Source organism: Mesorhizobium sp. B264B1B (genome assembly GCF_020165765.1).
Taxonomy (GTDB): Bacteria; Pseudomonadota; Alphaproteobacteria; order Rhizobiales; family Rhizobiaceae; genus Mesorhizobium.
In genome coordinates this window covers 1-21247 of the sequence record NZ_JAIUIS010000021.1, presented here as the reverse complement: position 1 = coordinate 21247, position 21247 = coordinate 1, and the positions used below count along the sequence as shown (strand labels likewise).

18 protein-coding genes and 1 pseudogene are annotated in these 21247 nt (G+C 64.5%); 8 read left to right on the top strand and 11 right to left on the bottom strand.

Going from position 1 to position 21247, the window contains the following annotated elements:
- Nucleotides 1–74: 74 nt before the first annotated feature.
- Nucleotides 75–1070 (bottom strand): aldo/keto reductase, encoded by a 996-nt coding sequence (locus LB547_RS29570; RefSeq protein WP_140561802.1) that lies wholly within the window; start codon nt 1068–1070, stop codon nt 75–77.
- 96 nt (nt 1071–1166) lie between these two features.
- Here LB547_RS29570 and LB547_RS29565 point away from each other — a divergent pair, with 96 nt between their 5' ends.
- The 5 genes from LB547_RS29565 to LB547_RS29545 all read left to right on the top strand — a co-directional run bounded on the left by LB547_RS29565 (nt 1167) and on the right by LB547_RS29545 (nt 6141).
- Nucleotides 1167–2057, top strand: a complete 891-nt coding sequence (locus LB547_RS29565; protein WP_140561804.1) for a LysR family transcriptional regulator — start codon at nt 1167–1169, stop codon at nt 2055–2057.
- A 59-nt stretch (nt 2058–2116) separates the two neighbouring features.
- Nucleotides 2117–2689 (top strand): cytochrome b, encoded by a 573-nt coding sequence (locus LB547_RS29560; protein ID WP_140561806.1) that lies wholly within the window; start codon nt 2117–2119, stop codon nt 2687–2689.
- 68 nt (nt 2690–2757) lie between these two features.
- Nucleotides 2758–3333, top strand: coding sequence for a YceI family protein (locus LB547_RS29555; protein ID WP_140491123.1), 576 nt, complete (start codon nt 2758–2760; stop codon nt 3331–3333).
- Nucleotides 3334–3435: 102 nt separating this feature from the next.
- Complete coding sequence (locus tag LB547_RS29550) at nt 3436–4422, top strand: Gfo/Idh/MocA family protein (RefSeq protein WP_140763743.1); 987 nt, start codon at nt 3436–3438, stop codon at nt 4420–4422.
- A gap of 60 nt (nt 4423–4482) precedes the next feature.
- A complete protein-coding gene (locus LB547_RS29545; protein WP_140525801.1) occupies nt 4483–6141 on the top strand; it encodes an FAD-binding dehydrogenase in 1659 nt (552 codons plus the stop codon).
- 64 nt (nt 6142–6205) lie between these two features.
- On the opposite strand, the gene LB547_RS29540 is transcribed toward LB547_RS29545, so the two are convergent.
- The 7 genes from LB547_RS29540 to LB547_RS29510 form a co-directional block, all read right to left on the bottom strand.
- Complete coding sequence (locus LB547_RS29540; protein ID WP_140763746.1) at nt 6206–7144, bottom strand: alpha/beta hydrolase; 939 nt, start codon at nt 7142–7144, stop codon at nt 6206–6208.
- A 216-nt stretch (nt 7145–7360) separates the two neighbouring features.
- Nucleotides 7361–8143, bottom strand: a complete 783-nt coding sequence (locus LB547_RS29535) for a carnitinyl-CoA dehydratase (RefSeq protein WP_140491114.1) — start codon at nt 8141–8143, stop codon at nt 7361–7363.
- Complete coding sequence (locus LB547_RS29530) at nt 8136–10214, bottom strand: acetate--CoA ligase family protein (RefSeq protein ID WP_224702999.1); 2079 nt, start codon at nt 10212–10214, stop codon at nt 8136–8138. The genes LB547_RS29535 and LB547_RS29530 overlap by 8 nt, the downstream gene beginning before the upstream one ends.
- Nucleotides 10215–10217: 3 nt before the next feature.
- Nucleotides 10218–11381, bottom strand: a complete 1164-nt coding sequence (locus LB547_RS29525) for an acyl-CoA dehydrogenase family protein (RefSeq protein WP_140763753.1) — start codon at nt 11379–11381, stop codon at nt 10218–10220.
- Nucleotides 11382–11385: 4 nt separating this feature from the next.
- Complete coding sequence (locus LB547_RS29520; RefSeq protein ID WP_140763758.1) at nt 11386–12480, bottom strand: 3-hydroxyacyl-CoA dehydrogenase NAD-binding domain-containing protein; 1095 nt, start codon at nt 12478–12480, stop codon at nt 11386–11388.
- Nucleotides 12481–12482: 2 nt separating this feature from the next.
- The gene (locus LB547_RS29515; protein ID WP_140491104.1) at nt 12483–13106 is read right to left on the bottom strand and encodes an HD domain-containing protein; all 624 of its coding nucleotides are present in this window, start codon (nt 13104–13106) and stop codon (nt 12483–12485) included.
- A gap of 15 nt (nt 13107–13121) precedes the next feature.
- On the bottom strand, nt 13122–14039 hold the full coding sequence (locus LB547_RS29510; RefSeq protein ID WP_140561818.1) for a 3-keto-5-aminohexanoate cleavage protein: 918 nt from the start codon (nt 14037–14039) through the stop codon (nt 13122–13124).
- 79 nt (nt 14040–14118) lie between these two features.
- Here LB547_RS29510 and LB547_RS29505 point away from each other — a divergent pair, with 79 nt between their 5' ends.
- Nucleotides 14119–15099, top strand: coding sequence for a GlxA family transcriptional regulator (locus LB547_RS29505; RefSeq protein WP_140554542.1), 981 nt, complete (start codon nt 14119–14121; stop codon nt 15097–15099).
- 57 nt (nt 15100–15156) lie between these two features.
- Here LB547_RS29505 and LB547_RS29500 read toward each other — a convergent pair whose 3' ends face one another.
- Both LB547_RS29500 and xylA read right to left on the bottom strand, forming a co-directional pair.
- Nucleotides 15157–15366: a hypothetical protein gene (locus tag LB547_RS29500; RefSeq protein WP_140517775.1), complete on the bottom strand. Its 210-nt coding sequence runs from the start codon at nt 15364–15366 to the stop codon at nt 15157–15159.
- Nucleotides 15367–15674: 308 nt separating this feature from the next.
- Nucleotides 15675–17000: a xylose isomerase gene (xylA, locus tag LB547_RS29495; RefSeq protein WP_140491093.1), complete on the bottom strand. Its 1326-nt coding sequence runs from the start codon at nt 16998–17000 to the stop codon at nt 15675–15677.
- Between the two features lie 110 nt (nt 17001–17110).
- Here xylA and LB547_RS29490 point away from each other — a divergent pair, with 110 nt between their 5' ends.
- Nucleotides 17111–17473 (top strand): nuclear transport factor 2 family protein, encoded by a 363-nt coding sequence (locus tag LB547_RS29490; RefSeq protein WP_140525794.1) that lies wholly within the window; start codon nt 17111–17113, stop codon nt 17471–17473.
- 197 nt (nt 17474–17670) lie between these two features.
- On the opposite strand, the gene xylB is transcribed toward LB547_RS29490, so the two are convergent.
- Nucleotides 17671–19125, bottom strand: a complete 1455-nt coding sequence (xylB, locus tag LB547_RS29485; protein WP_140517792.1) for a xylulokinase — start codon at nt 19123–19125, stop codon at nt 17671–17673.
- 438 nt (nt 19126–19563) lie between these two features.
- Between xylB and LB547_RS29480 the strand changes: the two are divergent.
- A pseudogene (locus LB547_RS29480) lies at nt 19564–21247 on the top strand (autotransporter outer membrane beta-barrel domain-containing protein); the annotation flags it as partial.

The following is a 21247-nucleotide window of genomic DNA, read 5'->3' as shown; positions in this document are numbered from 1 at the left end:
CATCGCCACCCCACCCCTGTCTTCGCTTCGCTGCGACAGCGAGCCGACCTCCGCACAGGGGGGAGGGTGAAAGCTCACCCATTCACCAGCGCCAGCAGCTCCTCTGTGTAGCGCTTGCCCATGACCTTATCAGGCGACAGTGCATCGCCGATGGTCTGTACCTCTGCGGCACTCAGCTCGATATCAGCCGCCGCCGTGTTCTGCTCGAGATGGCGGATCTTTCGGGCGCCCGGGATGGGGACGATGAAATCGTCCTGGTGCAGTACCCAGGCGAGCGCCAGCTGTGCCGAGGTCACTCCCTTTTCGGTCGCCAGTTTTTCCAGCGTGGCCACGACTTTGGCATTGGCTTCCATGGCGTCGGCCTGAAAGCGCGGCAAGGTGCGGCGCCAGTCGTCGTCATCAAGCGTTTCGGGCTTGGCGATCGTGCCGGTCAAGAGGCCACGGCCGAGCGGGCTATAGGGAACGAAACCGATGCCGAGTTCGCGGCAGACGGCGAACACCTCGTCTTCCGGGTCACGGCTCCACAGCGAATATTCGCTCTGGACGGCCGCGATCGGATGCACGGCATGCGCCCGGCGGATGGTGGCGGCACTCGCTTCCGAAAGGCCGAGCGCGCGCACCTTGCCCTCGCGCACCAGCTCGGCCATGGCGCCGACCGTGTCCTCGATCGGCACGTTCGGGTCGACGCGGTGCTGGTAATAGAGATCGATCACGTCGGTGCCCAGCCGCTTCAGTGACGCCTCTGCGACGGCCTTGACGTGTTTGGGGCGGCTGTCGACGCCCGCCATGCGATCGGTGCCGGTGCCTTCCTCCAGGATATTGAAGCCGAACTTGGTTGCGATCGTCACCTGATCGCGCACCGGCTTCAGCGCCTTGCCGAGCAGGATCTCGTTCTCGTAGGGCCCGTAGACCTCTGCCGTGTCGAAGAAATTGACGCCGATCTCGACGGCGCGGCGCAAGGTGGCGATCGCCTCGGCTTCCGGCTGGCCGCCATAGCCGAAGCTCATGCCCATGCAGCCGAGGCCGATCGGGAAAACTTCGAGTTCAGTACCGAGTTTGCGGGTTTTCATCACGCGTCTCCTTGTTGCGATGCCCAGGAAATAGCGCCTTGCCTTATGTTCGATAATCGGCTCATCTGTGCACGGGGCGTTCTCGAAAATAGATCAATGAACCGGGCACATCTTTCACAGCTTGCGGTGCTGGCAACTGTTGCCCAATGCGGCAGCTTTCGCGGCGCGGCCAGGGAACTGGCGATCGCCCCGTCGGCGGTCAGCCATGCCGTGTCCAGCCTTGAGGCGCGGCTTGGCGTGCGGCTGTTGGCACGCAGCACCCGCAGCGTTGCCCCGACCGAAGAGGGCGCGCGGTTGCTGGAACGATTGCGGCCGGCGCTGTCGGAGATCGACCTGGCACTGGAGGCGGCGGTCGAGGCGCGCGACCGGCCGGCCGGCAATCTGCGGCTGAGCGTGCCGCGCACGGCAGCCCATCTGGTGCTGAACCCGCGGCTCGGCGCCTTTGCCGCGGCTTATCCCGATATCGTGCTGGAGATCGTTATCGAGGACCGCTTCACGGACGTGGTGGAAGGCGGTTTCGATGCAGGCGTGCGGCTTGGCGAAAGCCTGCAACGCGACATGATCGCGGTGCGCATCGGGCCCGATATACGCGGCGCCGTGGTGGGCGCGCCCTCCTATTTCGACACCATGCCCAGGCCTCGCCATCCGCGTGACCTGTCCGATCATCGCTGCATCCGCTTCCGCTTCTCCAGCGGCATTCTCTACCGCTGGGAATTCGCCAAGGATGGCGAGGAGATCGAGATTGCCGCGCAAGGACCATTGATTCTCGACGAAGACCATCTGATCGCTCAGGCGGCGGTCGACGGGGCCGGGCTTGCCTTCGTCTTCGAGGATTATGTCCGCGAGCCGCTCCGCGATGGCCGGCTGGTTCGCGTGCTGGAGGATTGGTGTCCGTCCTTCGAGGGTTTCTTCGTCTACTATCCGAGTCGCCGCCAGATGCGGCCTGCGCTCAGGGCCTTCATCGATTTCTTCAGGGTGAGCGGATAGGCTGCCCTCTCCCTTGTGGGAGGGTGGAAGAAAGCCGACGCGACATTCGTTCGCCTTCCATGCGAGCTTCGATCATAAATACCCCGACCCGCTACGGTTGGGCGGCAATCCTGCTTCATTGGCTGATCGGCCTTGCCTTCATCGGCCAGTTCGCGCTCGGTTTCGCGATGGTCCGCATCAGCAGCCAGCGCACGGCTTTCGAGCTCATCCAGCTGCACAAATCGCTGGGCTTCCTGCTGCTCGGCCTGATCATCCTGCGCATCGCCTGGCGGCTCGGCAATGCCGCGCCGGCCTTGCCATCCTCGGTCGGATCCCTGGAGCGCCTGGCGGCGCCGCTCGCTCACCTGGCGCTCTATGCCTTCCAGATCGCTTTGCCTCTGTCCGGCTGGGCGCTGGTTTCGGTCTCGACGCTGGAAATTCCAAGCATGCCGTTCAACCTGTTCGTGATGCCCAACCTGCCGCTCGCGGAATCCGATGCCGCCGAGAGTTTTTGGGCGGCAGCGCACTGGTACCTTGCCTATGCCGGCGCAGCACTTGTGGCGCTGCATGTCACGGCGGCACTGCGCCATCATTTCCGACTGAGGGACAATGTGCTTACACGCATCGTCACGCCTTCCTCAGGCGGGGAATAGAACGGGGTTCGGCCTCGTTTGTAAGCGAGGACGCGAAGAGCGTTGCCTCCGAAGAAGGAAATAATCTCATGTATGCGCGACTCCTCGGATCGGCGGCCCTTGCCGCTTGCCTTGCCGTGCCTGTCTGGGCAGCAGTTGTCCTCGATGATGCCGCCGGCAGTTACACGATCAGCCAGGCTGACTCCTCGATCCGCTTCACCATCGGCAAGGCCGGCGGCGGCGGTTTCGATGGTGCGTTTGCTCACTTCAAGGGCACGATCCGCATCGACAATGACGACGTCAGCCGCTCGAAGGTCAACCTTACCATTTTTCCCGAAAGCGTCGGCACCGGCCAGGGCCGCATCGACGCTTTCCTGCGTTCAGACGCCGTGTTCGATGCGGCCAACAGCCCCGAAATCCAGTTCCGCTCGACCAGCGTGACCCGCACCGGCGATACGACGGCGCTTGTCACCGGCCGGCTGACGGCGCGCGGCAAGACGTTTGCGGAAAAGTTCACCGCCGAGCTCGATGGCCTGAAGTCCGGCACGATCGGGTTCCACGTCACCGGCAAGGTGCTGCGGTCGCGCTACGGAATGGATGTCGGCACGCCGATCTATTCCAACGTCGTCGGTTTCGACATGAGGCTGACGGGGAAGAGGGGTTGAGCCATCGCTCCCCGCTCGTGGGGCGAGGAACTTGGCCCCCGCATTGGCTTTTGCCCCGATTTCAGGCAAACCTCCTCGCCTGTAATCGAGAGGAGAAGCCTGATGTTCCGATGGGGTGTGTTATCGACGGCCAAGATCGGTCGCGAGCAGCTTTTGCCTGCGATCGTGGAGGCGGAAAATGGCGTGCTGTCGGCAATCGCCAGCCGCGATCAGTCGAAGGCCCGTGCGCTGGCCGATCGCTTCGGCGCGCCGCATGCTTTCGGTTCCTATGAGGAGTTGCTCGCCTCGAACGAGGTCGACGGCGTCTATATCCCGCTGCCGACATCGCAGCATGTCGAATGGACGGCCAAGGCCATTCAGGCGGGAAAACATGTGCTGGTCGAAAAGCCGTTGGCGCTCGACGCCAAGGACATTCCGCCGCTGATCAAGCTGCGCGATGCCAGCAAGGTGTTGGTCTGCGAAGCCTTCATGGTCGTCTACCATCCGCAATGGATCAAGGTGCGCGACCTGATCGCCAGCGGCGTCATCGGCCGGCTGCGCCATGTGCAGGGCGCGTTCTCCTATTACAATGTCGATCCCAACAACATGCGCAACCAGCTCGACCTTGGCGGCGGCGCGCTGCCCGACATCGGCGTCTACCCGACCGTGTCGACGCGCTTTTCCACCGGCAAGGAGCCGCTGCGCGTGCAGGCGACGATCGAGCGCGACAAAAAATTCGGCACCGACATCTATTCCTCGATCCGCGCCGATTTCGGCGACTTCGAACTGTCCTTCTACCTCTCGACCCAGATGGCCGCGCGCCAGGTGATGGTGTTCCATGGCGAGAACGGGTTCATCGAAGTGTTTTCGCCTTTCAATGCCGGGCTCTACGATCACCACCGCGTCGAGTTGCACAATCAGAACCACACCGAGGCGCAGGTGTTCCGCTTTCCCGGCACGAAGCAGTACCGGCTCGAGGTCGAGACCTTCGCGCGGGCGGCCCAGGGCGGCAAGGAGCGCGTCTTCACGCTGGAGGAATCCGTGCTCAACCAAAAGGTCATCGATGCCATCTTCCGCGCCGGCGGCAAGGACGGCTGGGAGGCGGTCTGACCATCATTGATATAATTCCGGTTCGAGATTCATACGGTAGCCAGCTAACGGGAGGGGAAATTGGCTGACGACGCGGATGTCATCATCGTCGGCGCCGGCCTTGCCGGGCTGGTCGCCGCCGCCGAACTGGCCGAGGCCGGCAAGAAGATCGTCATCGTCGACCAGGAACCGGAGCAGTCGCTGGGCGGCCAGGCCTTCTGGTCGTTCGGCGGTCTGTTCCTCGTCGATTCGCCCGAGCAGCGGCGCATGCGCATCCGCGATTCGCACGAGCTGGCGCTCGAGGACTGGCTGGGCACCGCCGCTTTCGACCGGCCGGAGGATCACTGGCCGCGCAAATGGGCCGAGGCCTACGTCGGCTTCGCCGCCGGCGAGAAGCGCTCCTGGCTGCTGGAGCGCGGGATGAAATTCTTTCCCGTGGTCGGATGGGCCGAGCGCGGCGGCGGCAATGCCATTGGCCATGGCAATTCCGTGCCCCGCTTTCACATCACCTGGGGCACCGGTCCCGGCGTGCTCGAGCCCTTCGTGCTGCGCGTCCGCGAAGCCGAGAAGAAGGGACTGATCCGCTTCAAGTTCCGCCACCGCGTCAACGAATTGATCCGCACCGGCACGAGGATCGACGGGGTGCGCGGCGACATCCTGCAACCAAGCACCGTCGAGCGCGGCCACAAGAGTTCGCGTGAGATATCAGGTGATTTCGAGGTTCATGCGCAGGCCGTGATCGTCGCCTCCGGCGGCATCGGCGGCAACCACCAGCTGGTCCGGGAAAACTGGCCGAAGCGTCTGGGCGCGGCGCCGAAGTGCATGATCACCGGCGTGCCCGACCATGTCGACGGCCGCATGCTGGCGATCACGGAACAGGCCGGCGGCAGCGTCATCAATCGCGACCGCATGTGGCACTATGTCGAGGGCATCAGGAACTGGGCGCCGATCTGGACCGATCATGCCATCCGCATCCTGCCCGGTCCGTCGTCGCTGTGGCTCGACGCCAGGGGCAAGCGCCTGCCGGTGCCGCTTTACCCCGGTTTCGACACGCTCGGCACGCTCAGCCACATCATGAGCACCGGCTTCGACTATTCCTGGTTCATCCTGACCAAAAAAATCATCCAGAAGGAGTTCGCGCTCTCGGGCTCCGAGCAGAACCCGGACCTGACCGGCAAGAGCTGGCGCCAGGTGCTCGGCCGCGCCACGTCGGGCATTCCGGGCCCGGTCAAGGCGTTCATGGAGAAGGGCGAGGATTTCATCATCGAGGCCGAACTGCCCGATCTGGTGGCGCGCATGAACAAGCTGGCCGGCGGCGAACCGCTGCTCGACGTCGCCCATGTCGAGCGCGAGATCCGCGCCCGCGACCGGCAACTCGACAATCCCTTCTCCAAGGACATGCAGGTCACCGCGCTGCGCGGAGCGCGGGCCTATCTCGGCGACCGGCTGATCCGCACGGCCAGGCCGCACAAGATGCTCGATCCCGCGAACGGCCCGCTGATCGCGGTTCGCCTCAACATCCTGACCCGCAAGACGCTGGGTGGCCTGCAGACCGATCTCGAAAGCCGCGTGCTGGGGAGCGATGGCGAGCCGGTTCAGGGCCTCTATGCGGTCGGCGAAGCCGCCGGTTTCGGCGGCGGCGGCGTGCATGGCTATGCGGCGCTCGAAGGCACGTTCCTGGGCGGCTGTATCTTCTCCGGCCGCAGCGCCGGCCGGGCGGCGGCTCGTTCGGTAGGGTGAGCGCCGAACGGCTTGGCAGTCGCTGGGTTGATCATCGTCTGTCGATTGTCATGCGAGGAGGCCCTCACCAGATCCACTCGCTTTTGCCGAGCGCCGACACCGCCTCGACGATGCGGGTAAAGCTGGCGCGGGCGCGGCCGACCGTGTGCCTCGCCCTGAGATAGCCGTGCACAAGCCCCTTTTCCTCGAACCAAGTGGCCCGCCCGCCGCCCGCCACGATGCGGTCGCGATAGGCCTCGCCGTCCGACGACAGCGGATCGCACTCGGCGGTGATCAGCACGGTCGGCGGCAGGTTGGCGAAATCGGCGTCGGCCAGCGGCTGAAGCGTGATGTCGCCGGTCTGGTCCACGCCGCCGGTGCGGATATGTTTGTAGAATTCGAGGTCGCGCGTGGTCAGCATCGGCGCTTCGGCATGCTTCAGATAGGAGCCACGCGAACGGTCGCCGCCAAGCCCGGGATAGATCAGCACCTGCCCGATCGGTTTCTTCGCATGGCCGCGCGTCGCATGGCTGACCGCGGCGCAGAGATTGCCGCCGGCGCTGTCGCCGCAGAGCAGGATGGGATGATCGCGGGTGGCTGCCGCCCACTCGAAGGCGTTCATCGCGTCGTCAAACGCGGCCGGATGCAGATGCTCCGGCGCCAGCCGATAGTCGACCGAAACGACGTCATAACCGGTGCGGCCGCAAAGCTCGGCGCAAACGTCGTCATGGCTGCCGAGCCCGCCAAGGATGAACCCGCCGCCGTGGCAATAGAGCACCGTCGCCGCTGCCTGCGGGGCGCTGCGATAGATGCGGATCGGGATATTGCACGCCTGTGCGGCAATAGCGGTGGTCTCCGCTGTCACCCCCTCGGGATAGCCGGCAAAGAACTCCCGGCACATGCGGTCATAGATCTCGCGCTGCTCGACAATCGTGTAGTCGATCGTATCCGGCGGGTAATAGGAATTGGTCCGCTCGATGAAGGCCCGGGTCTCGGCATCGATAAGTTTGCTGTAGTCGGTCATGGCCGCGCCGACTGTGAACGGCGAGCCCAGGCACCCCCCTCTGTCCTGCCGGACATCTCCCCCGCAAGGGGGGAGATTGGCAGTTCAATCGACATCGCCCTTATTGCAGCGTTGACGATTGGCGAAAGCGGAAATGACATCCAATCTCCCCCCTTGCGGGGGAGATGGCCGGCAGGCCAGAGGGGGGTGCCTCGCGCCGTCATCTCTGGCATTGCTTTACTTCCCCTTCCACACCGGTTCCCGCTTCTCCGCAAAAGCCCGGAACCCTTCCATATTGTCCTCGGAACCGTACAGCGCATCGACCGTCGGCAACTGCCGGCGCGTCACCCTGTTCATCGCGTCCTGGAAAGTCAGCGCTTCGGCCACCCGCGCGGTTTCCTTGATCGCGGCGAAGACAAGCGGCGGGCCGCTGGCGAGCAGGCGGGCGATCTCCCAGACGCGGTCCTCCAGCTTCTCCTTCGGCAGCACCTCGTTGACCAGGCCCCAGCGATGCGCCTCGGCAACGTCCATCCAGCGGCCAGTGAGCAAAAGGTCCATGGCGACATGATAGGGAATGCGCTTCGGCAGCTTGATGGTCGCGGCGTCGGCAAGCGTGCCGGCGCGGATCTCGGGCAATGCGAAGGAGGAGTGATCGGAGGCGTAGATGAGATCGCAGGACAGCGCCAGCTCGAAGCCGCCCCCCACCGCCATGCCGTTTACGCAGGCGATGACAGGCTTGTTCAAGTCGCGCAGTTCCTGCAGCCCGGCAAAGCCGCCGACGCCATAGTCGCCGTCGACGGCGTCGCCGCCGGCGGCGGCCTTCAGGTCCCATCCGGCGCAGAAGAACTTGTCGCCGGCGGTCTTGATGATGGCGACGCGCAAGCCGGGGTCGTCGCGAAACGCCTTGAAGGTCTCGCCCATCAGCCGAGAGGTCTTCAGGTCGATGGCGTTGGCCTTGGGCCGATCGAGCGTGACCTCGAGGATCGAGCCTTCACGGCGGGTCGAAATGACGTCAGGCATTCTTGTTCTCTCCCAGCACCAAAAGCGCATCGGCGATCCAGGCGCCCTTGCCCTCGCTGCAGACGATCAGCGGATTGATGTCGAGTTCCTCGATCTCGCCGGCATTCGTCTGCACGAAGCCAGCAATGCCCGCGATGGCGTCGATGGCAGCTTGGACGTGGGCCTTCGGCCGACCGCGATAGCCTTCGAGCAGCGGGAACAGTTTGAGACCGCGAAGTGCTGCCTCGATGTCGTCGCGGGTCGCCGGCAGCATCAAGGTGGTGCTGTCGCGCAGCAATTCGACCAGCACGCCGCCGGTGCCCAGCGTCATGACAGCGCCGAACATCGGATCGCGGGTGAAGCCGACGATCAGCTCGGCGACGCCGTCGCGCACCATGCGCTCGACATAAAGGCCGGTGCCGAGCGGCAAAAGGTCGTGCGCGGCGGTGCTGACGGATTCGGCGTCCCTGAGGTTGAGCCTGACGGCGCCGACCTCGGATTTGTGGGTGACACCCAGCGCCTTCAGCGCCACCGGGAAGCCGAGCGCCATGGACGAGATCACCGCCTCGACGGCACTGTCGGCGCGCTCGCCCTTGGGCACCGGCAGCCCGGCCTTGATCAGCCGCGCCTTGGCTTGCGCCTCGTCAGGCGTGACATGCTCGCCGCCGGCAGCGCCGGAAGCTGAGGTGTCGACCGGCTGCGCCTGCGGCTCGCGCCAGGCCCAGCCGATGAAGGCGGCCGCCTGGGCGGCATCCATCGCTTCGGAAATGCCGAACAGCGGCACCATGCCCCGCGCCATCAGCTCGGCGGTGTATTCCTCGGGCAGGTTCTCGGGCAGCGACGAGACGATCGCGCCATGTGCCTTGTTGGTCTTGAGCGCCGATTCGAAGGCGCGCAGCGTCGCCCACCAGTCGGTCACCGAACAGCGGTCCGGGCGCGGGAAGTCGAGTACCAGCATATTGAGGTCGAAGCCGCCCGACACCATGGCGGTGAACGTGGCGGTCATTGCCGGTTCGTTGTTCCAGATGAAGGTGTGGTAGTCCAATGGATTGGCGACCGCGACCAGCGGCCCGAGCGTCGACTTGACATGGGCGCGGTGTTCTTGCGTCAGCACCGGGAAGTTGATCCAGCGGCCTTCGGCGCTGTCGGCCATGACTGATGCCTCGCCGCCCGAACAGCTCATCGACGACAGGCGGTAACCGGGCAGCGGACCGGTGACATGCAGCAGCTTCAGCGCCTCGATGAAGGCGGGGATGGAATCGACGCGCGCGATGCCGAGCCGTTTCAGGAAGGCCCCGGACGCTGCGTCCGAGCCGGCGAGCGACGCGGTGTGCGAGACGGTCGCTTGCCTGGCCTGTTCGGAGCGGCCGACCTTCATGGCGATGATCGGCTTTTTCAATTCCCTCGCCCGTGCCGCCAGCCGCTCGAAGCCGGCTACCGAATCGAAAGCCTCGATGTGCAGGCCGAGCGAGCTGACGCGCTCGTCCTCGATCAGGCCGAGCGCCATTTCGGAGAGGCCGGTCTGCGCCTGGTTGCCGGCGGTCATCAGGAAGGCGATCGGCAGGCCGCGCTTCTGCATCGTCATGTTGATGGCGATGTTGGACGACTGGGTAATGATGGCCACCCCTTTGCCGCCGTCGGCCAATCTTATGCCGCCATGCTGGTCGGGCCACAAAAGCGCGCCGTCGGCATAGTTGATCAGGCCGTAACAGTTCGGCCCGATGATCGGCATCTCGCCGGCGGCGGCGACGAGTTCGGCCTGCAGGCGCTCGCCATCCGCGTCATAGGCTTCGGTTTCGAGGAAACCGGCGGCAAAGCAGACGGCCCCGCCGGCGCCGCGTTCGGCCAGGGCCTTGATCACGTCGATGGTCAGGTGTCGGTTGACGCCGACAAAGGCGGCGTCCGGCGCGCCGGGCAGATCGGCGATCGAACGATAGGCCTTGCGGCCGGCGACCTCTTCCTTGCTCGGGTGCACCGGCCAGATCTCGCCGGCAAAGCCCATCTTGATCGACTGTGCCACGACCGCGGCGGCCTGCGCGCCGCCGAACACGGCGATCGATTTAGGGCGCAGAAGGCGTTCAAGTTTGTGCATGGATCAGGCCCCGAACGGGCGCAGCAGCGCCCGCGAAATGATGTGGCGCTGGATTTCCGACGTGCCTTCCCAGATGCGCTCGACCCGGGCGTCGCGCCAGATGCGCTCCAGCGGCAGGTCGTCCATCAGCCCCATGCCGCCATGGATCTGGATCGCTTCGTCGGCGACGTAAGCCAGCATTTCTGTGGCCTTCAGCTTGGCCATGGCCATGTCCTGGTCGGTGACGGTGCCCTGATCGTACTTCCAGCCGGCTTCGAACACCATCAGGTCCGCGGCCTTGAGTTCGGTTGCCATGTCGGCGAGCTTGAACGACACGCCCTGGAACTTGCCGATCTGCTGGCCAAATTGCTGACGCTGCGCGGCGTACTCGACCGCATGGCCAAGCGCCCGCTCGGCACGGCCGAGGCAGGTGGCGCCGACCTGCAGGCGGGTGGCGCCGAGCCAGGAATTGGCGACGTCGAAACCCTTGTGGACTTCACCCAACACCTGGCTTGCCGGAAGGCGGCAATCGTCGAATTCGAGGATGGCGTTGGTGTAGCCGCGATGCGAGACGTTGCGGTAGCCGTCGCGCACCGTGAAGCCCTTGGTGCCCTTGTCGACGAAGAAGGCGGTGATCTTCTTGCGTTTGCCGCGCGGCGAATCCTCTTCGCCCGAGGCCATGAAGACAATGGCAAAGTCGGCGAGGTCGGCGTGGGAGATAAAGTGCTTGGTGCCGTTCAATACCCAGCCGTCGCCGTCCTGCACGGCGGTCGCCTTCATGCCGCGCAGATCGGAGCCGGCGCCCGGCTCGGTCATCGCCAGGCAATCCCATTTCTCGCCACGGATGCACGGGAACAGATATTTTTCGCGCTGCTCCGGCGTGCCGGCCAAAAGGATGTTGGAGGGGCGCGCGACGCAGGTCCAGTGCAGCGCGTAGTTGGCGCGGCCGAGTTCCTTCTCGTAGAGCAGCCAGGTCACCGTATCGAGCCCCGCGCCGCCGACATCGGCCGGCATGTTGGCGGCATAGAGACCGGCTTCGATCGCCTTGGCCTTTAGCTCCTCGATCAGTTCGCGGCGCAGCACGCCGGTGCGCTCGACCTCGCGCTCATGGGGGTAAAGCTCATTCTCGACGAAGGCGCGCGTCGTCTCGACAATGAGCTTCTGTTCCTCCGACAGACCGAAATCCATGGTCTCAGCCTTTCTTCTTTTTCTTCGGTTTTTCGGCTTTCTTCACCGGCTTCGATGCCTTCGCCTTCTCGGCCGCCTTGGAGGCGGCCGGCTTTTTCGCCGCCAGCTTGGCCAACTGCTTCGTATAGTCCCTGTGCAGGGCGCCGGCTCCCCAGCCCTTGCCCTTGTTCTGCTTCGAGAGCGCATCCATGATGGCGACCAGATTGTCGTCGCGGATCTTTTCCAGTTCGCGGATCGACAGGCCATGCGCCTGGTCGTCCGACTGCGTGGCGATCAGGTCGACCAGTTCGTCGTTGAACTCCGGTACGTCCATCAGCTTGGTCCACGGCCATTTCAGGCAGGGGCCGAACTGCGCCATGAAGTGGCGCATGCCGGCTTCGCCGCCGGCGACGCGATAGACCTGGAACATGCCCATCTGTGCCCAGCGCAGGCCAAAGCCATAGCGCATGATGTCGTCCAGTTCCTCGACGGTGCAGATGCCGTCCTTGATCAGCCACAGCGCCTCGCGCCAGGCGGCTTCCAGCAGGCGGTCGCCGACGAAGGCTTCAATCTCCTTGCGGATGACGACAGGCTTCATGCCGATCGAGGCATAGATCTCCTTGGCGACCTCGACCGCCTCGGGGAATGTCTGGTCACCGCCGACGATTTCCACCAGCGGCAGGAGATAGACCGGGTTGAACGGGTGACCGACGACAAGCCGCTCCGGGTGTTTTTTCATCGCCACCTGCATGTCGGTCGGCTTGATGCCTGATGTGGACGAGCCGACGATGGCGTTGGCCGGCGCGTGGATATCGATCTCGGACAGGACCTTATGCTTGAGGTCGAGCCGTTCCGGCACGCTTTCCTGGATGAAATCGGCATCGGCCACCGCCTCGGCGATGGTCTTGGCGAAGGTCAGCCTGCCTTCTTTCGGCAGGCCGCCCGGAACCATCTGCTTGTAGGCGCGGCGCGCGCCCTTCATCACTTCTGAGACCTTGCGCGAGGCCTCGGGATCAGGGTCGAAGATCGACACGTCGACGCCATTCAAGAGCAGGCGCGCCACCCAGCCTGCGCCGATGACACCGCCGCCGATGGCGGCCGCCTTGTTGATGATGCTCATGGTCAGGCTCCGGTTCTTGTCTTGGCTGTTTCGGGATCGGTGAGCGGCACGCGCTCGCCGGCGCGGATAATGGCGGGGTCGTAGGCCCTGCGGACAAAGACTTCGAGCACGAATGGCCTGAAGAACTCGATCGGCAGCGTCTCGTAGTCGGGGTCGAAGCTCGACTGGTCCCAGCGCTCGCAGAACTGGTCGCAATCGTCGAAATAGGCATGGCCGGCGAAGCGGTCGCGCGCGTGGCGATTGCCGCCGAGATGATGGGCGTAATAAAGGCGCTGGAAATCGCCGTGCTTTTCCACCACCCAGGTGCATTGTTCGCGCACGAAGGGCTTCAGGATCGACGCGGCGTATTCGTCGTGGTTGTAGGGTGCGTAGATGTCGCCGATGTCGTGCAGCAACGCGCAGGCGATCCAGTCGGTGTCGGCGCCGTCGCGCCAGGCGCGTGTTGCCGCCTGCAGCGAATGGCCGAGCCGGGTGATCTTGTAGCCGGAAAGGCCCTCGTCGAGTTGAACCAGGGCTTCCAGCAACCGATCACCGGTTTTGGCGGCATAGTCGATTTCATGGGCGGTCAGGAATTCGTAGTCGTCCTTGTCGCCATCCTTCATTGCGGTGAATTTGACGGTGGCCATCTGAAGCTCCCCTCTCTATGCCGCGATCGGCGGCCGCTTGGTGAGGTTGAGCTTCCTGCGCACTTCCTCCGGCCCTAGAATCCTGGCGCCGAGATTGGTGACGATGCTGGCGGCGCGTTCGACCAGCTGCGCGTTGGTGGCAAGCACGCCCTTGTCGAGCCAGAGATTGTCTTCCAACCCAACGCGGACATTGCCGCCGGCCAGCACCGCGGCGGCGGCATAGGCCATCTGGTTGCGGCCGATCGAAAAGGCCGACCAGCTCCATGTCGACGGCACGTTGTTGACCATGGCCATGAAAGTGTTGAGGTCGTCTGGCGCCCCCCACGGCACGCCCATGCAGAGCTGCACCAGCGCATCCGGCTTCAGCACTTTCTCCTCGACCAGTTGCTTGGCGAACCAGAGATGACCGGTATCGAAGGCCTCGATCTCCGGCTTGACGCCGAGCGCGGTCATCATGCCGCCCATGGCGCGCAGCATGCCGGGTGTGTTGGTCATGACATAGTCGGCCTCGGCGAAGTTCATGGTGCCGCAGTCCAACGTGCAGATCTCCGGCAGGCACTGGCGCACATGCTCCATGCGGTTGGTGGCGCCGCCCATGTCGGTGCCCTTTTCATTCAGCGGCAGCGGCGCTTCGGGCGAGCCGAACACCATGTCTCCACCCATGCCGGCGGTAAGGTTCAGCACCACGTCGACGTCTGCCTCGCGGATGCGCTCGGTCACCTCGCGGTAGAGATGAACGTCGCGCCTGGGCTTGCCGGTCTCGGGATCGCGCACATGGCAATGCACGATCGCCGCCCCCGCCTTGGCCGCGTCGATGGCCGAATCGGCGATCTCTTTGGGCGAGCGCGGCACATGCGGGCTGCGGTCCTGCGTGCCGCCGGACCCGGTCACGGCACAGGTAATGAAAACCTCACGGTTCATCGCAAGCGGCATGGAACTCTCCTCCCAGTCGAAACAGGCGCCAAGCATCGCCCGGCTTGCCGAAAACTGCTTTGCGTTTTACGAAGCTTCCATGACTAAAGGCGAAAAACTGACGATCTTTCGCGCCGAGCGTCTGCCGCTCAAGGTGACGATGCTGGTGTTTTCCGGCTCGTCCATCATGTGCGTGGCCTCGGCGGTCGACCCGCTGCGCGCCGCCAACCGCATCTCCGGCGAGACATTGTTCGATTTCAAGCTGGTTTCCGTAACCGGCGAGGCGCCGGTCACCACTTGCGGCCTGCCAGTGGCGGTCAGCGGCCGCTTCGACGCGGCCGAACCGACCGACGTTCTTGTCGTCGTCGCCGGTTTCGGCACGCAGAATTATGCGACGTCGGCTCTGCTCTCGGGCCTGCGCCGCGCCGCCCGTTCGGCGCGCGCCTGCGGCGGCGTCGAGGCCGGTACATGGCTGGTCGCGCGGGCCGGCTTGCTCGAAGGCCGCAGCGCCACCACCCATTGGGAAGACATGGAGGATTTCTCGTCGGCCTTTCCGGGCGTCGACGTCCGCCCGGACCGTTACGTCATCGACGGGCCGGTCTTCACCTCAGGCGGCGCCTCGCCCACCTTCGACCTGATGCTGCACCTGGTTCGCACCCGCCTCGGCATGGCCGTGGCGCTCGATGTGGCCAGCGTCTTCATCTACGATCAGGCCCGTGCGGCCACCGACGCTCAGCCCCTGGTCTCGCTCGGCCGGCTCGACGGCTATGACCCGCGCCTGGCGCAAGCCATCCGGCTGATGGAGGCGCATGTCGACCAGCCGTTGACGGTCGCCGCCGTGGCAAAGCGCGCCGGGGTGACGGCACGGACACTGGAGAGCATCTTCCGCAAGTCGATCGGCGAGACGCCCGGCGCCTACTATCTCAGGCTGCGCCTGGGCGCTGCGCGGCGGCTGGTGATCGACACCAGAGTGGCCATGGCCGACATTGCCGGGCGGACCGGATTTTCATCCGCCGCGGCATTTTCGAGGGCGTTTTCAAGAACTTTCGGTGAAGCCCCGGTCAGGCTACGCCGGGGTTGATGTACATGTCGTCCAAAGCATGCCCACGGGCTTGACCCGAGGGTGGGAAGCGGTTGATCAGGCAGCTTTCTGCCGGTCGCCGCCACTATCGATCTGCGAGCGCATCTGTCTTGCCAGATGGGTCTCGAAACGGCTGGCAACGGCGCGGTCCCATTCGTTGGAGCGGCGCGCACCATCCTTCGGATGCGGCATTGCCATCAGCCGGTCGATAATCGACCCGGCCTCGCCATTTGAGAGCAGGGCGTCGATTTCACGTTCGTTCTGCATATCGGTTCGCCTCCTTCTTCCTCTCCCGCCACGAGCACCTTCTTATAGGAGATTCGTGACGGCAGTTTGAAGGCAAGAGAGAGGCGATTGAGGGGCGTCAGTGGGCAAAACCTTGTCGTCGATTCCGCACTGGCGCAAAGCCCTTTCACCCGGTCTCGGCGCCACCCTCGTCCGCCCGCCGGCACCTTTTCCGTTCAATGGCGAACAGGGCGGCAGGCAAATAAGCGCGACGCCGGGAACTTCTCCCCGCGAAGCGGCGTGGGTAAGCGGAGCGGCGGCTGAACGAGCCGCCGCCCGCCTTTCATCCCTTACACGTAGCGGTTGACGATGTTTTCGAGCAGTTCCTGACGGCCGGAGCGCGGCTGCGGTTCGATCTTCTTCTTCACCACGCGCTCGGCGATGTCCTCCAGCGTGCGCTTGCCGGCAAGCATCGCCTTGGCCTCGCCGCTGTTCCAGCCTGCGTAGCGCTCGGCGAGTGGAGCCGACAGCGCCTTGTCTTCGACCATCTTGGCGGCTGCCTTCAGGCCGCGCGCGCAGGCATCCATGCCGCCGATATGGCCGATCAGCAGGTCCTGCGGATCGAGCGACTGGCGGCGCAGCTTGGCGTCGAAATTGGTGCCGCCGGTCTTGAAGCCGCCCGCCTGCAGGACCTGGTAATAGGCCAGGGCCATCTCCGGCACATTGTTGGGGAACTGGTCGGTGTCCCAGCCCGACTGGTAGTCGTTGCGGTTCATGTCGATCGAGCCGAAGATGCCGAGCGCATTGGCCAACGCCAGCTCGTGCTCGAAGGAATGGCCGGCGAGGATGGCGTGGCCCTGCTCGATGTTGAGCTTGACCTCCTTCTCCAGGCCGAAGCGCTTGAGGAAGCCATAGACGGTCGCGACATCGTAGTCGTACTGGTGTTTTGTGGGTTCCTGCGGCTTCGGCTCGATCAGGATCGTGCCTTTGAAGCCGATTTTGTGCTTGTAGTCGACGACGAGGTTGAGGAAACGGCCGGCCTGCTCCTGCTCGCGGGCAAGGTCGGTGTTGAGCAGCGTCTCATAGCCCTCACGTCCGCCCCAAAGCACATAGTTCTCACCCTTCAGCCGCTTGGTGACGTCGATGCAGCTCTTCACCGTCGCCGCCGCATAGGCAAACACATCCGGATCGGGGTTTGTCGCGGCGCCCGACATGAAGCGGCGGTGCGAGAACAGGTTCGCCGTGCCCCACAAGAGCTTGACGCCAGTCTGCTTCATCTTGGTGGCGAAATAGTCCGCGATCTCGTCGAGGCGCGCGGAACTTTCCGAAAAATCCTTGCCCTCGGGCCGCACGTCGGCATCGTGGAAGCAGAAATAGGGCGCGCCGAGCAGCGAGAACATCTCGAAGGCGACGTCTGCTTTCAGTTTTGCCAGTTCCATCGTGTCGATGCCGCCGGCCTTGGGGAACCACGGCCGATCGAAGGTCTGGCCGCCGAACGGATCGCCGCCCGGCCAGGCGAAGGAATGCCAGTAGGCGACGGCGAAGCGCAGATGGTCTTCCAGCCGCTTGCCGGCCACCAGCTCGTCCGGGTTGTAGAACCGGTAAGCCAGCGGATTGGCCGAGTCCGGCCCCTCATATTTGATCTTCTGGATGTCGCCGAAAAAGCCGCTGCTCATGGATTTCCTTCCTCTCCGAAATGGCTCCGCCTGATTACCTCAGGCGTAATTGGTTCCGTTCGTCCGTTGGGTGAAAAGGGTCATGTCAAAGCCAACGAAGGAGACAGATCATGACCGATCTCAACAAGATCGCCGAAAGCTACATCACCGCCTGGAACGAGAGCGACGCCGCGCGCCGTCAGGCGCTGCTCAAGGCGACTTTCACCGAAGACGTCAGCTATCGCGATCCCATCATGCAGGGCGACGGCCATGAAGGCGTCGCGGCGCTGATCGACGGCGTGCAGCAGCGCTTTGCCGGCTTCCGCTTCTCGCTGAAAGGCACACCGGACGGGTTTGCCGACAAAATCCGCTTTTCCTGGAACCTCGGCCCGGAGGGCACACCGTCCATCATCGAAGGCACCGATATCGGCGTCATCGAGAACGGCCGCCTGAAGAGCATCACCGGCTTCCTCGACAAGGTGCCGGCGCAGTGAGGCTTCACGGCTAAGGTAGGCGCCAGGCGCACCCCTCTGGCCTGCCGGCCATCTCCCCCTCAAGGGGGGAGATTGGCTGATTTTTATACCTTCGCCAACCTCCGGCCTTGCAAGGCTAGCGTAGCCGCCAAAGCTGCCGATCTTCCCCCTAGAGGGGGAGATGCCCGGCAGGGCAGAGGGGGGCGCGTGGCGCCTGCTCACGCCGTTGCCGCCCTGATCGCCGGATAAAGCCCGCGGTAGCGCTGGTAGGCATCGGCAAATGCACCATCCAAGCCGGCATCCGGTTCGATCGTTGCATCGGTCCTCGGCGCCGTGCAGACATCGAGCGGATCAGTGTCCGTCGCTGCGATCAGGCCGAGCCGGGCGGCGCCGAAGGCGGCGCCGAAATCGCCGTCGGCGGGAATGTCGACAGGCAGCTGAAGCGCGGTGGCGATGGCCTTCAGCCAGTAGCGCGAGCGCGAGCCGCCGCCGATCGCCGTCACACGCATCAAGCTCGTGCCCGCAGTCTTCAACGCCTCGAGGCTGTCGCGAAAGGCGAAGGCCACGCCTTCCAGCACGGCCTGGGTCAGGACGGCGCGGCTCGATTCATGCGCCAGTCCGGTAAAGGAGCCGCGAATGACGGAATCATTGTGCGGCGTGCGCTCGCCCGAGAGATAGGGCAGGAAGGACACGCCGGTCGGCGCCTTCAGTGTATCGCCCAGTTCCGATGTCAACTCGCCTGCGCCCTTGCCGGTAATCTCGGACAGCCAATTGAGCGAATCGGTGGCCGACAGGATGACGCCCATCTGATGCCAGGTGTCAGGCAGCGCATGGCAGAAAGTGTGGACCGCGCTTGCCGGGTTGGGCAGATAGGAGGCATTGGCGGCAAACAGCACGCCTGACGTGCCCAGAGACACGAACGCATGGCCGGCACGGACCGTGCCCATGCCGCAGGCGGAAGCCGCATTGTCGCCGGCGCCGCCGGCAATCGGGATGCCGGCTTCGACGCCCCATTTCGACGCCAGCTCGCCGCGCAGCCCACCGGCCTTCTGCGTACCCTCGACCAGGGATGGCATGTGCTTTTCGTCGAGCGACGTGGCCGCGAGCAGGTCGGCGGACCAGCGCCGCTTCCCAACGTCGAGCCAGGAAGTGCCAGCCGAGTCCGACATTTCCGAAATATGTTCGCCGGTCAGCCACAGCCGCAGGAAATCCTTGGGCAGCAGCACCTTGGCCACTTTGGCGAAAATGGCGGGTTCGTTGTTCTTCACCCAGGCGAGCTTCGGCGCGGTGAAACCGGGAAAGACGATGTTGCCGGTCAGCTCGCGAAACCGCGGATCGGCGTCGAGCGCGGCTGCCTCGGCATGGCTGCGCGTATCGTTCCACAGAATGCAGGGGCGCAGCACCTTGTCAGAGGCATCGAGCAAGGTGGCGCCATGCATCTGACCGGATAGGCCAATGCCTTTCACCGCCGCGAACTGCCAGGGATGGGAGGCCTTCAGTTCGGCAATCGCGTCTTCGCAGGCGCGTAGCCAGTGGGCTGGATCCTGTTCGGACCAGCCGGGATGCGGCCGCGAAACGTCGAGCGCGCCATGGCCGGAACCGATGACGGTCTGTTCGGCATCGATCAGCAGCGCCTTGACGCCCGACGTGCCAAGGTCGAGGCCGAGATACATGTTTTCCTCCCTTGCCATTATTTTTTTCGGATCTCGAAAAAATCTGGCCGAGGCAGTTTTTAAGCCAAGATCCGCCGCGGGTCAATTCTCTGACAATCAGCCGCGCATCACGAAAACAACGCCAACGGCGGGCTGTGTGGCCGCGCCAGCGTACGCGCCGCCACCAACACGCTTGGAGGGTTGGCGAGACGCACGCCAAGGACCAATTCTGGCGCAATCAAAGCACAGCTCTGTCCGGCCCGTTTTCCAGTTCATCAACCATGACGGGCAGATTAGGCTTTGTAAAACGGAACGAATTGTGTCTTCATTGCGGCGTAGGTGGGGGCTTGCAATCGCGAATCTTGGAGGGACGCGGTGCGGCGCTTTGAAAACAGGCTTCCGAATGGCGATTCGGAAGACATCGCTAAATTAGTTGTTCTGAAACGGCATATGCCGGTGATGTTTCTTCCTCGAATGCTTGGCGTTTTTGCCGCGACGTCGCTGGCGTTGCTGCCCAATTCCGCCGCCTTCGCCGCATGCCTGCTCGTTCCGACCGCCGGAAACGACACCTTCATCTGCGACAGCGGCGATTCGGGCGGGAGCCTCAACGATCTGAACGGCGACAACACGCTCACCTTTCCCGCCGGCGGCACCGGCCAGGTGAGCGGCAATGTCACCTTCGGCGTTGGTTCGGACCGCATCAACATGCAATCCGGTACCATCACCGGCACGGTCGACCAGGGCGGTGGCGCCGATTTCTTCACCATCGGCGCGGGCACCGTCGTCGGCAATGTGCAGCAAGGCTCGGGCATCGACGACTTCAACATGAGCGGCGGCCAGATCGGTTCACTTAACCAGGGTGATGGCCTCGACACCTTCGCCATGACGGACGGACGCATCGTCGATTTCTTCGACGACGGCGACCATGCGGTGATGACCGGCGGCCGCATCGGCCGCGTCAACATGAAGCTCGACCAGAACTACTTCAACATGTCCGGCGGCACCATCGACCGCAACCTGGTCACCGGCTTCGACAAGGACACGATCATCCTTTCGGGCGGCACGATCGGCGGCAACATCAGCGTCAGCGGCGGCAATGACAGCGTGACGATTACCGGCGGCACGGTCGGCGGCGACGTGCTGATGAGCTTCGGCGCCGACAGTTTCGTCTGGGACGGCGGCGGCATCATCTATGGCGCCGTCGACCTCGGCGCCGACAACGACACGGCAAAGCTGAGCAACCTGACCAATTCCAATATGGGCGGCGCCGACGCGCTGAATGGTGGCCTCGGCACCGACACGTTGAGTTTCGACAACGTCAAGCTCAAAGGCATCAGCCGGGTGCAGAACTGGGAGAGCATCGACGCCACCAACGACACCGAACTCACGCTGGACGGCAATCTGGTGCTGGGAGACAGCGGCACCGGCACGGGCTCGCTCAGCGTCGATGCGGCAAGCACGCTCTATGGCGGCGGCTTCAACGCGTCGATACAGGCCTTTACGGCGGGCCAGCTTGCGGACGTCGTCAATGCCGGCCGCATCGACCTGACCAATGGCAGTACAGGCGCGACGGATCGGCTGACGATTTCGGGCAATTACACCGGGCTTGGCGGCCTGCTGCTCATCCAGACGGAACTCGGCGATGATTCCTCGGCCTCGGACAGGCTGGTGCTGTCGGGCGGCACGGCTTCCGGCTCGACCGGCATCGGGGTGGTCAATGTCGGCGGCACGGGTGCCGAGACGACGCAGGACGGCATCATGGTCGTCCAGGCGGTCAATGGCGCCACCTCCAGCGCCAGCGCCTTCGCGCTCGACGCGCCGGTCGCGGCGGGCGCCTTCGAATATTATCTGTTCAAGGGTGGCGTCACCGCAGGCAGCGCGGAGAACTGGTATCTGCGCTCGTCGCTGATAACATCGCCGGCCGCGGCGCCGCCGGCGATCGGACCGACCGCGGCGCTCGAGCCCGAACCTCCGGCAGTCGAGCCGCCGCCGCCACCTTCCCAGCTGCCGCCGGTGCCCGTGCCGTCCGAAGGCGACGTCAACAATCCGCCGGTCGATCCGACGCCGCCGGTGCAGGCCAGCGATCCGGAGCTCCAGCCCCCGCCACCCCCGCCGGCGGCACCGGCGGCTGATCCGCCACCGC

What these genes read in the sequence shown, in the direction of transcription:
- LB547_RS29530 (WP_224702999.1), bottom strand. Translation starts at nt 10,214, where the DNA reads ATGCACAAACTTGAACGCCTTCTGCGCCCTAAATCGATCGCCGTGTTC.
- xylB (WP_140517792.1), bottom strand. Translation starts at nt 19,125, where the DNA reads ATGTATCTCGGCCTCGACCTTGGCACGTCGGGCGTCAAGGCGCTGCTG.
- LB547_RS29540 (WP_140763746.1), bottom strand. Translation starts at nt 7,144, where the DNA reads ATGACCGACTACAGCAAACTTATCGATGCCGAGACCCGGGCCTTCATC.
- LB547_RS29570 (WP_140561802.1), bottom strand. Translation starts at nt 1,070, where the DNA reads ATGAAAACCCGCAAACTCGGTACTGAACTCGAAGTTTTCCCGATCGGC.
- LB547_RS29505 (WP_140554542.1), top strand. Translation starts at nt 14,119, where the DNA reads ATGACTAAAGGCGAAAAACTGACGATCTTTCGCGCCGAGCGTCTGCCG.
- LB547_RS29490 (WP_140525794.1), top strand. Translation starts at nt 17,111, where the DNA reads ATGACCGATCTCAACAAGATCGCCGAAAGCTACATCACCGCCTGGAAC.
- LB547_RS29510 (WP_140561818.1), bottom strand. Translation starts at nt 14,039, where the DNA reads ATGCCGCTTGCGATGAACCGTGAGGTTTTCATTACCTGTGCCGTGACC.
- LB547_RS29520 (WP_140763758.1), bottom strand. Translation starts at nt 12,480, where the DNA reads ATGAGCATCATCAACAAGGCGGCCGCCATCGGCGGCGGTGTCATCGGC.
- xylA (WP_140491093.1), bottom strand. Translation starts at nt 17,000, where the DNA reads ATGAGCAGCGGCTTTTTCGGCGACATCCAGAAGATCAAATATGAGGGG.
- LB547_RS29525 (WP_140763753.1), bottom strand. Translation starts at nt 11,381, where the DNA reads ATGGATTTCGGTCTGTCGGAGGAACAGAAGCTCATTGTCGAGACGACG.
- LB547_RS29560 (WP_140561806.1), top strand. Translation starts at nt 2,117, where the DNA reads ATGCGAGCTTCGATCATAAATACCCCGACCCGCTACGGTTGGGCGGCA.
- LB547_RS29535 (WP_140491114.1), bottom strand. Translation starts at nt 8,143, where the DNA reads ATGCCTGACGTCATTTCGACCCGCCGTGAAGGCTCGATCCTCGAGGTC.
- LB547_RS29500 (WP_140517775.1), bottom strand. Translation starts at nt 15,366, where the DNA reads ATGCAGAACGAACGTGAAATCGACGCCCTGCTCTCAAATGGCGAGGCC.
- LB547_RS29555 (WP_140491123.1), top strand. Translation starts at nt 2,758, where the DNA reads ATGTATGCGCGACTCCTCGGATCGGCGGCCCTTGCCGCTTGCCTTGCC.
- LB547_RS29550 (WP_140763743.1), top strand. Translation starts at nt 3,436, where the DNA reads ATGTTCCGATGGGGTGTGTTATCGACGGCCAAGATCGGTCGCGAGCAG.
- LB547_RS29565 (WP_140561804.1), top strand. Translation starts at nt 1,167, where the DNA reads ATGAACCGGGCACATCTTTCACAGCTTGCGGTGCTGGCAACTGTTGCC.
- LB547_RS29515 (WP_140491104.1), bottom strand. Translation starts at nt 13,106, where the DNA reads ATGGCCACCGTCAAATTCACCGCAATGAAGGATGGCGACAAGGACGAC.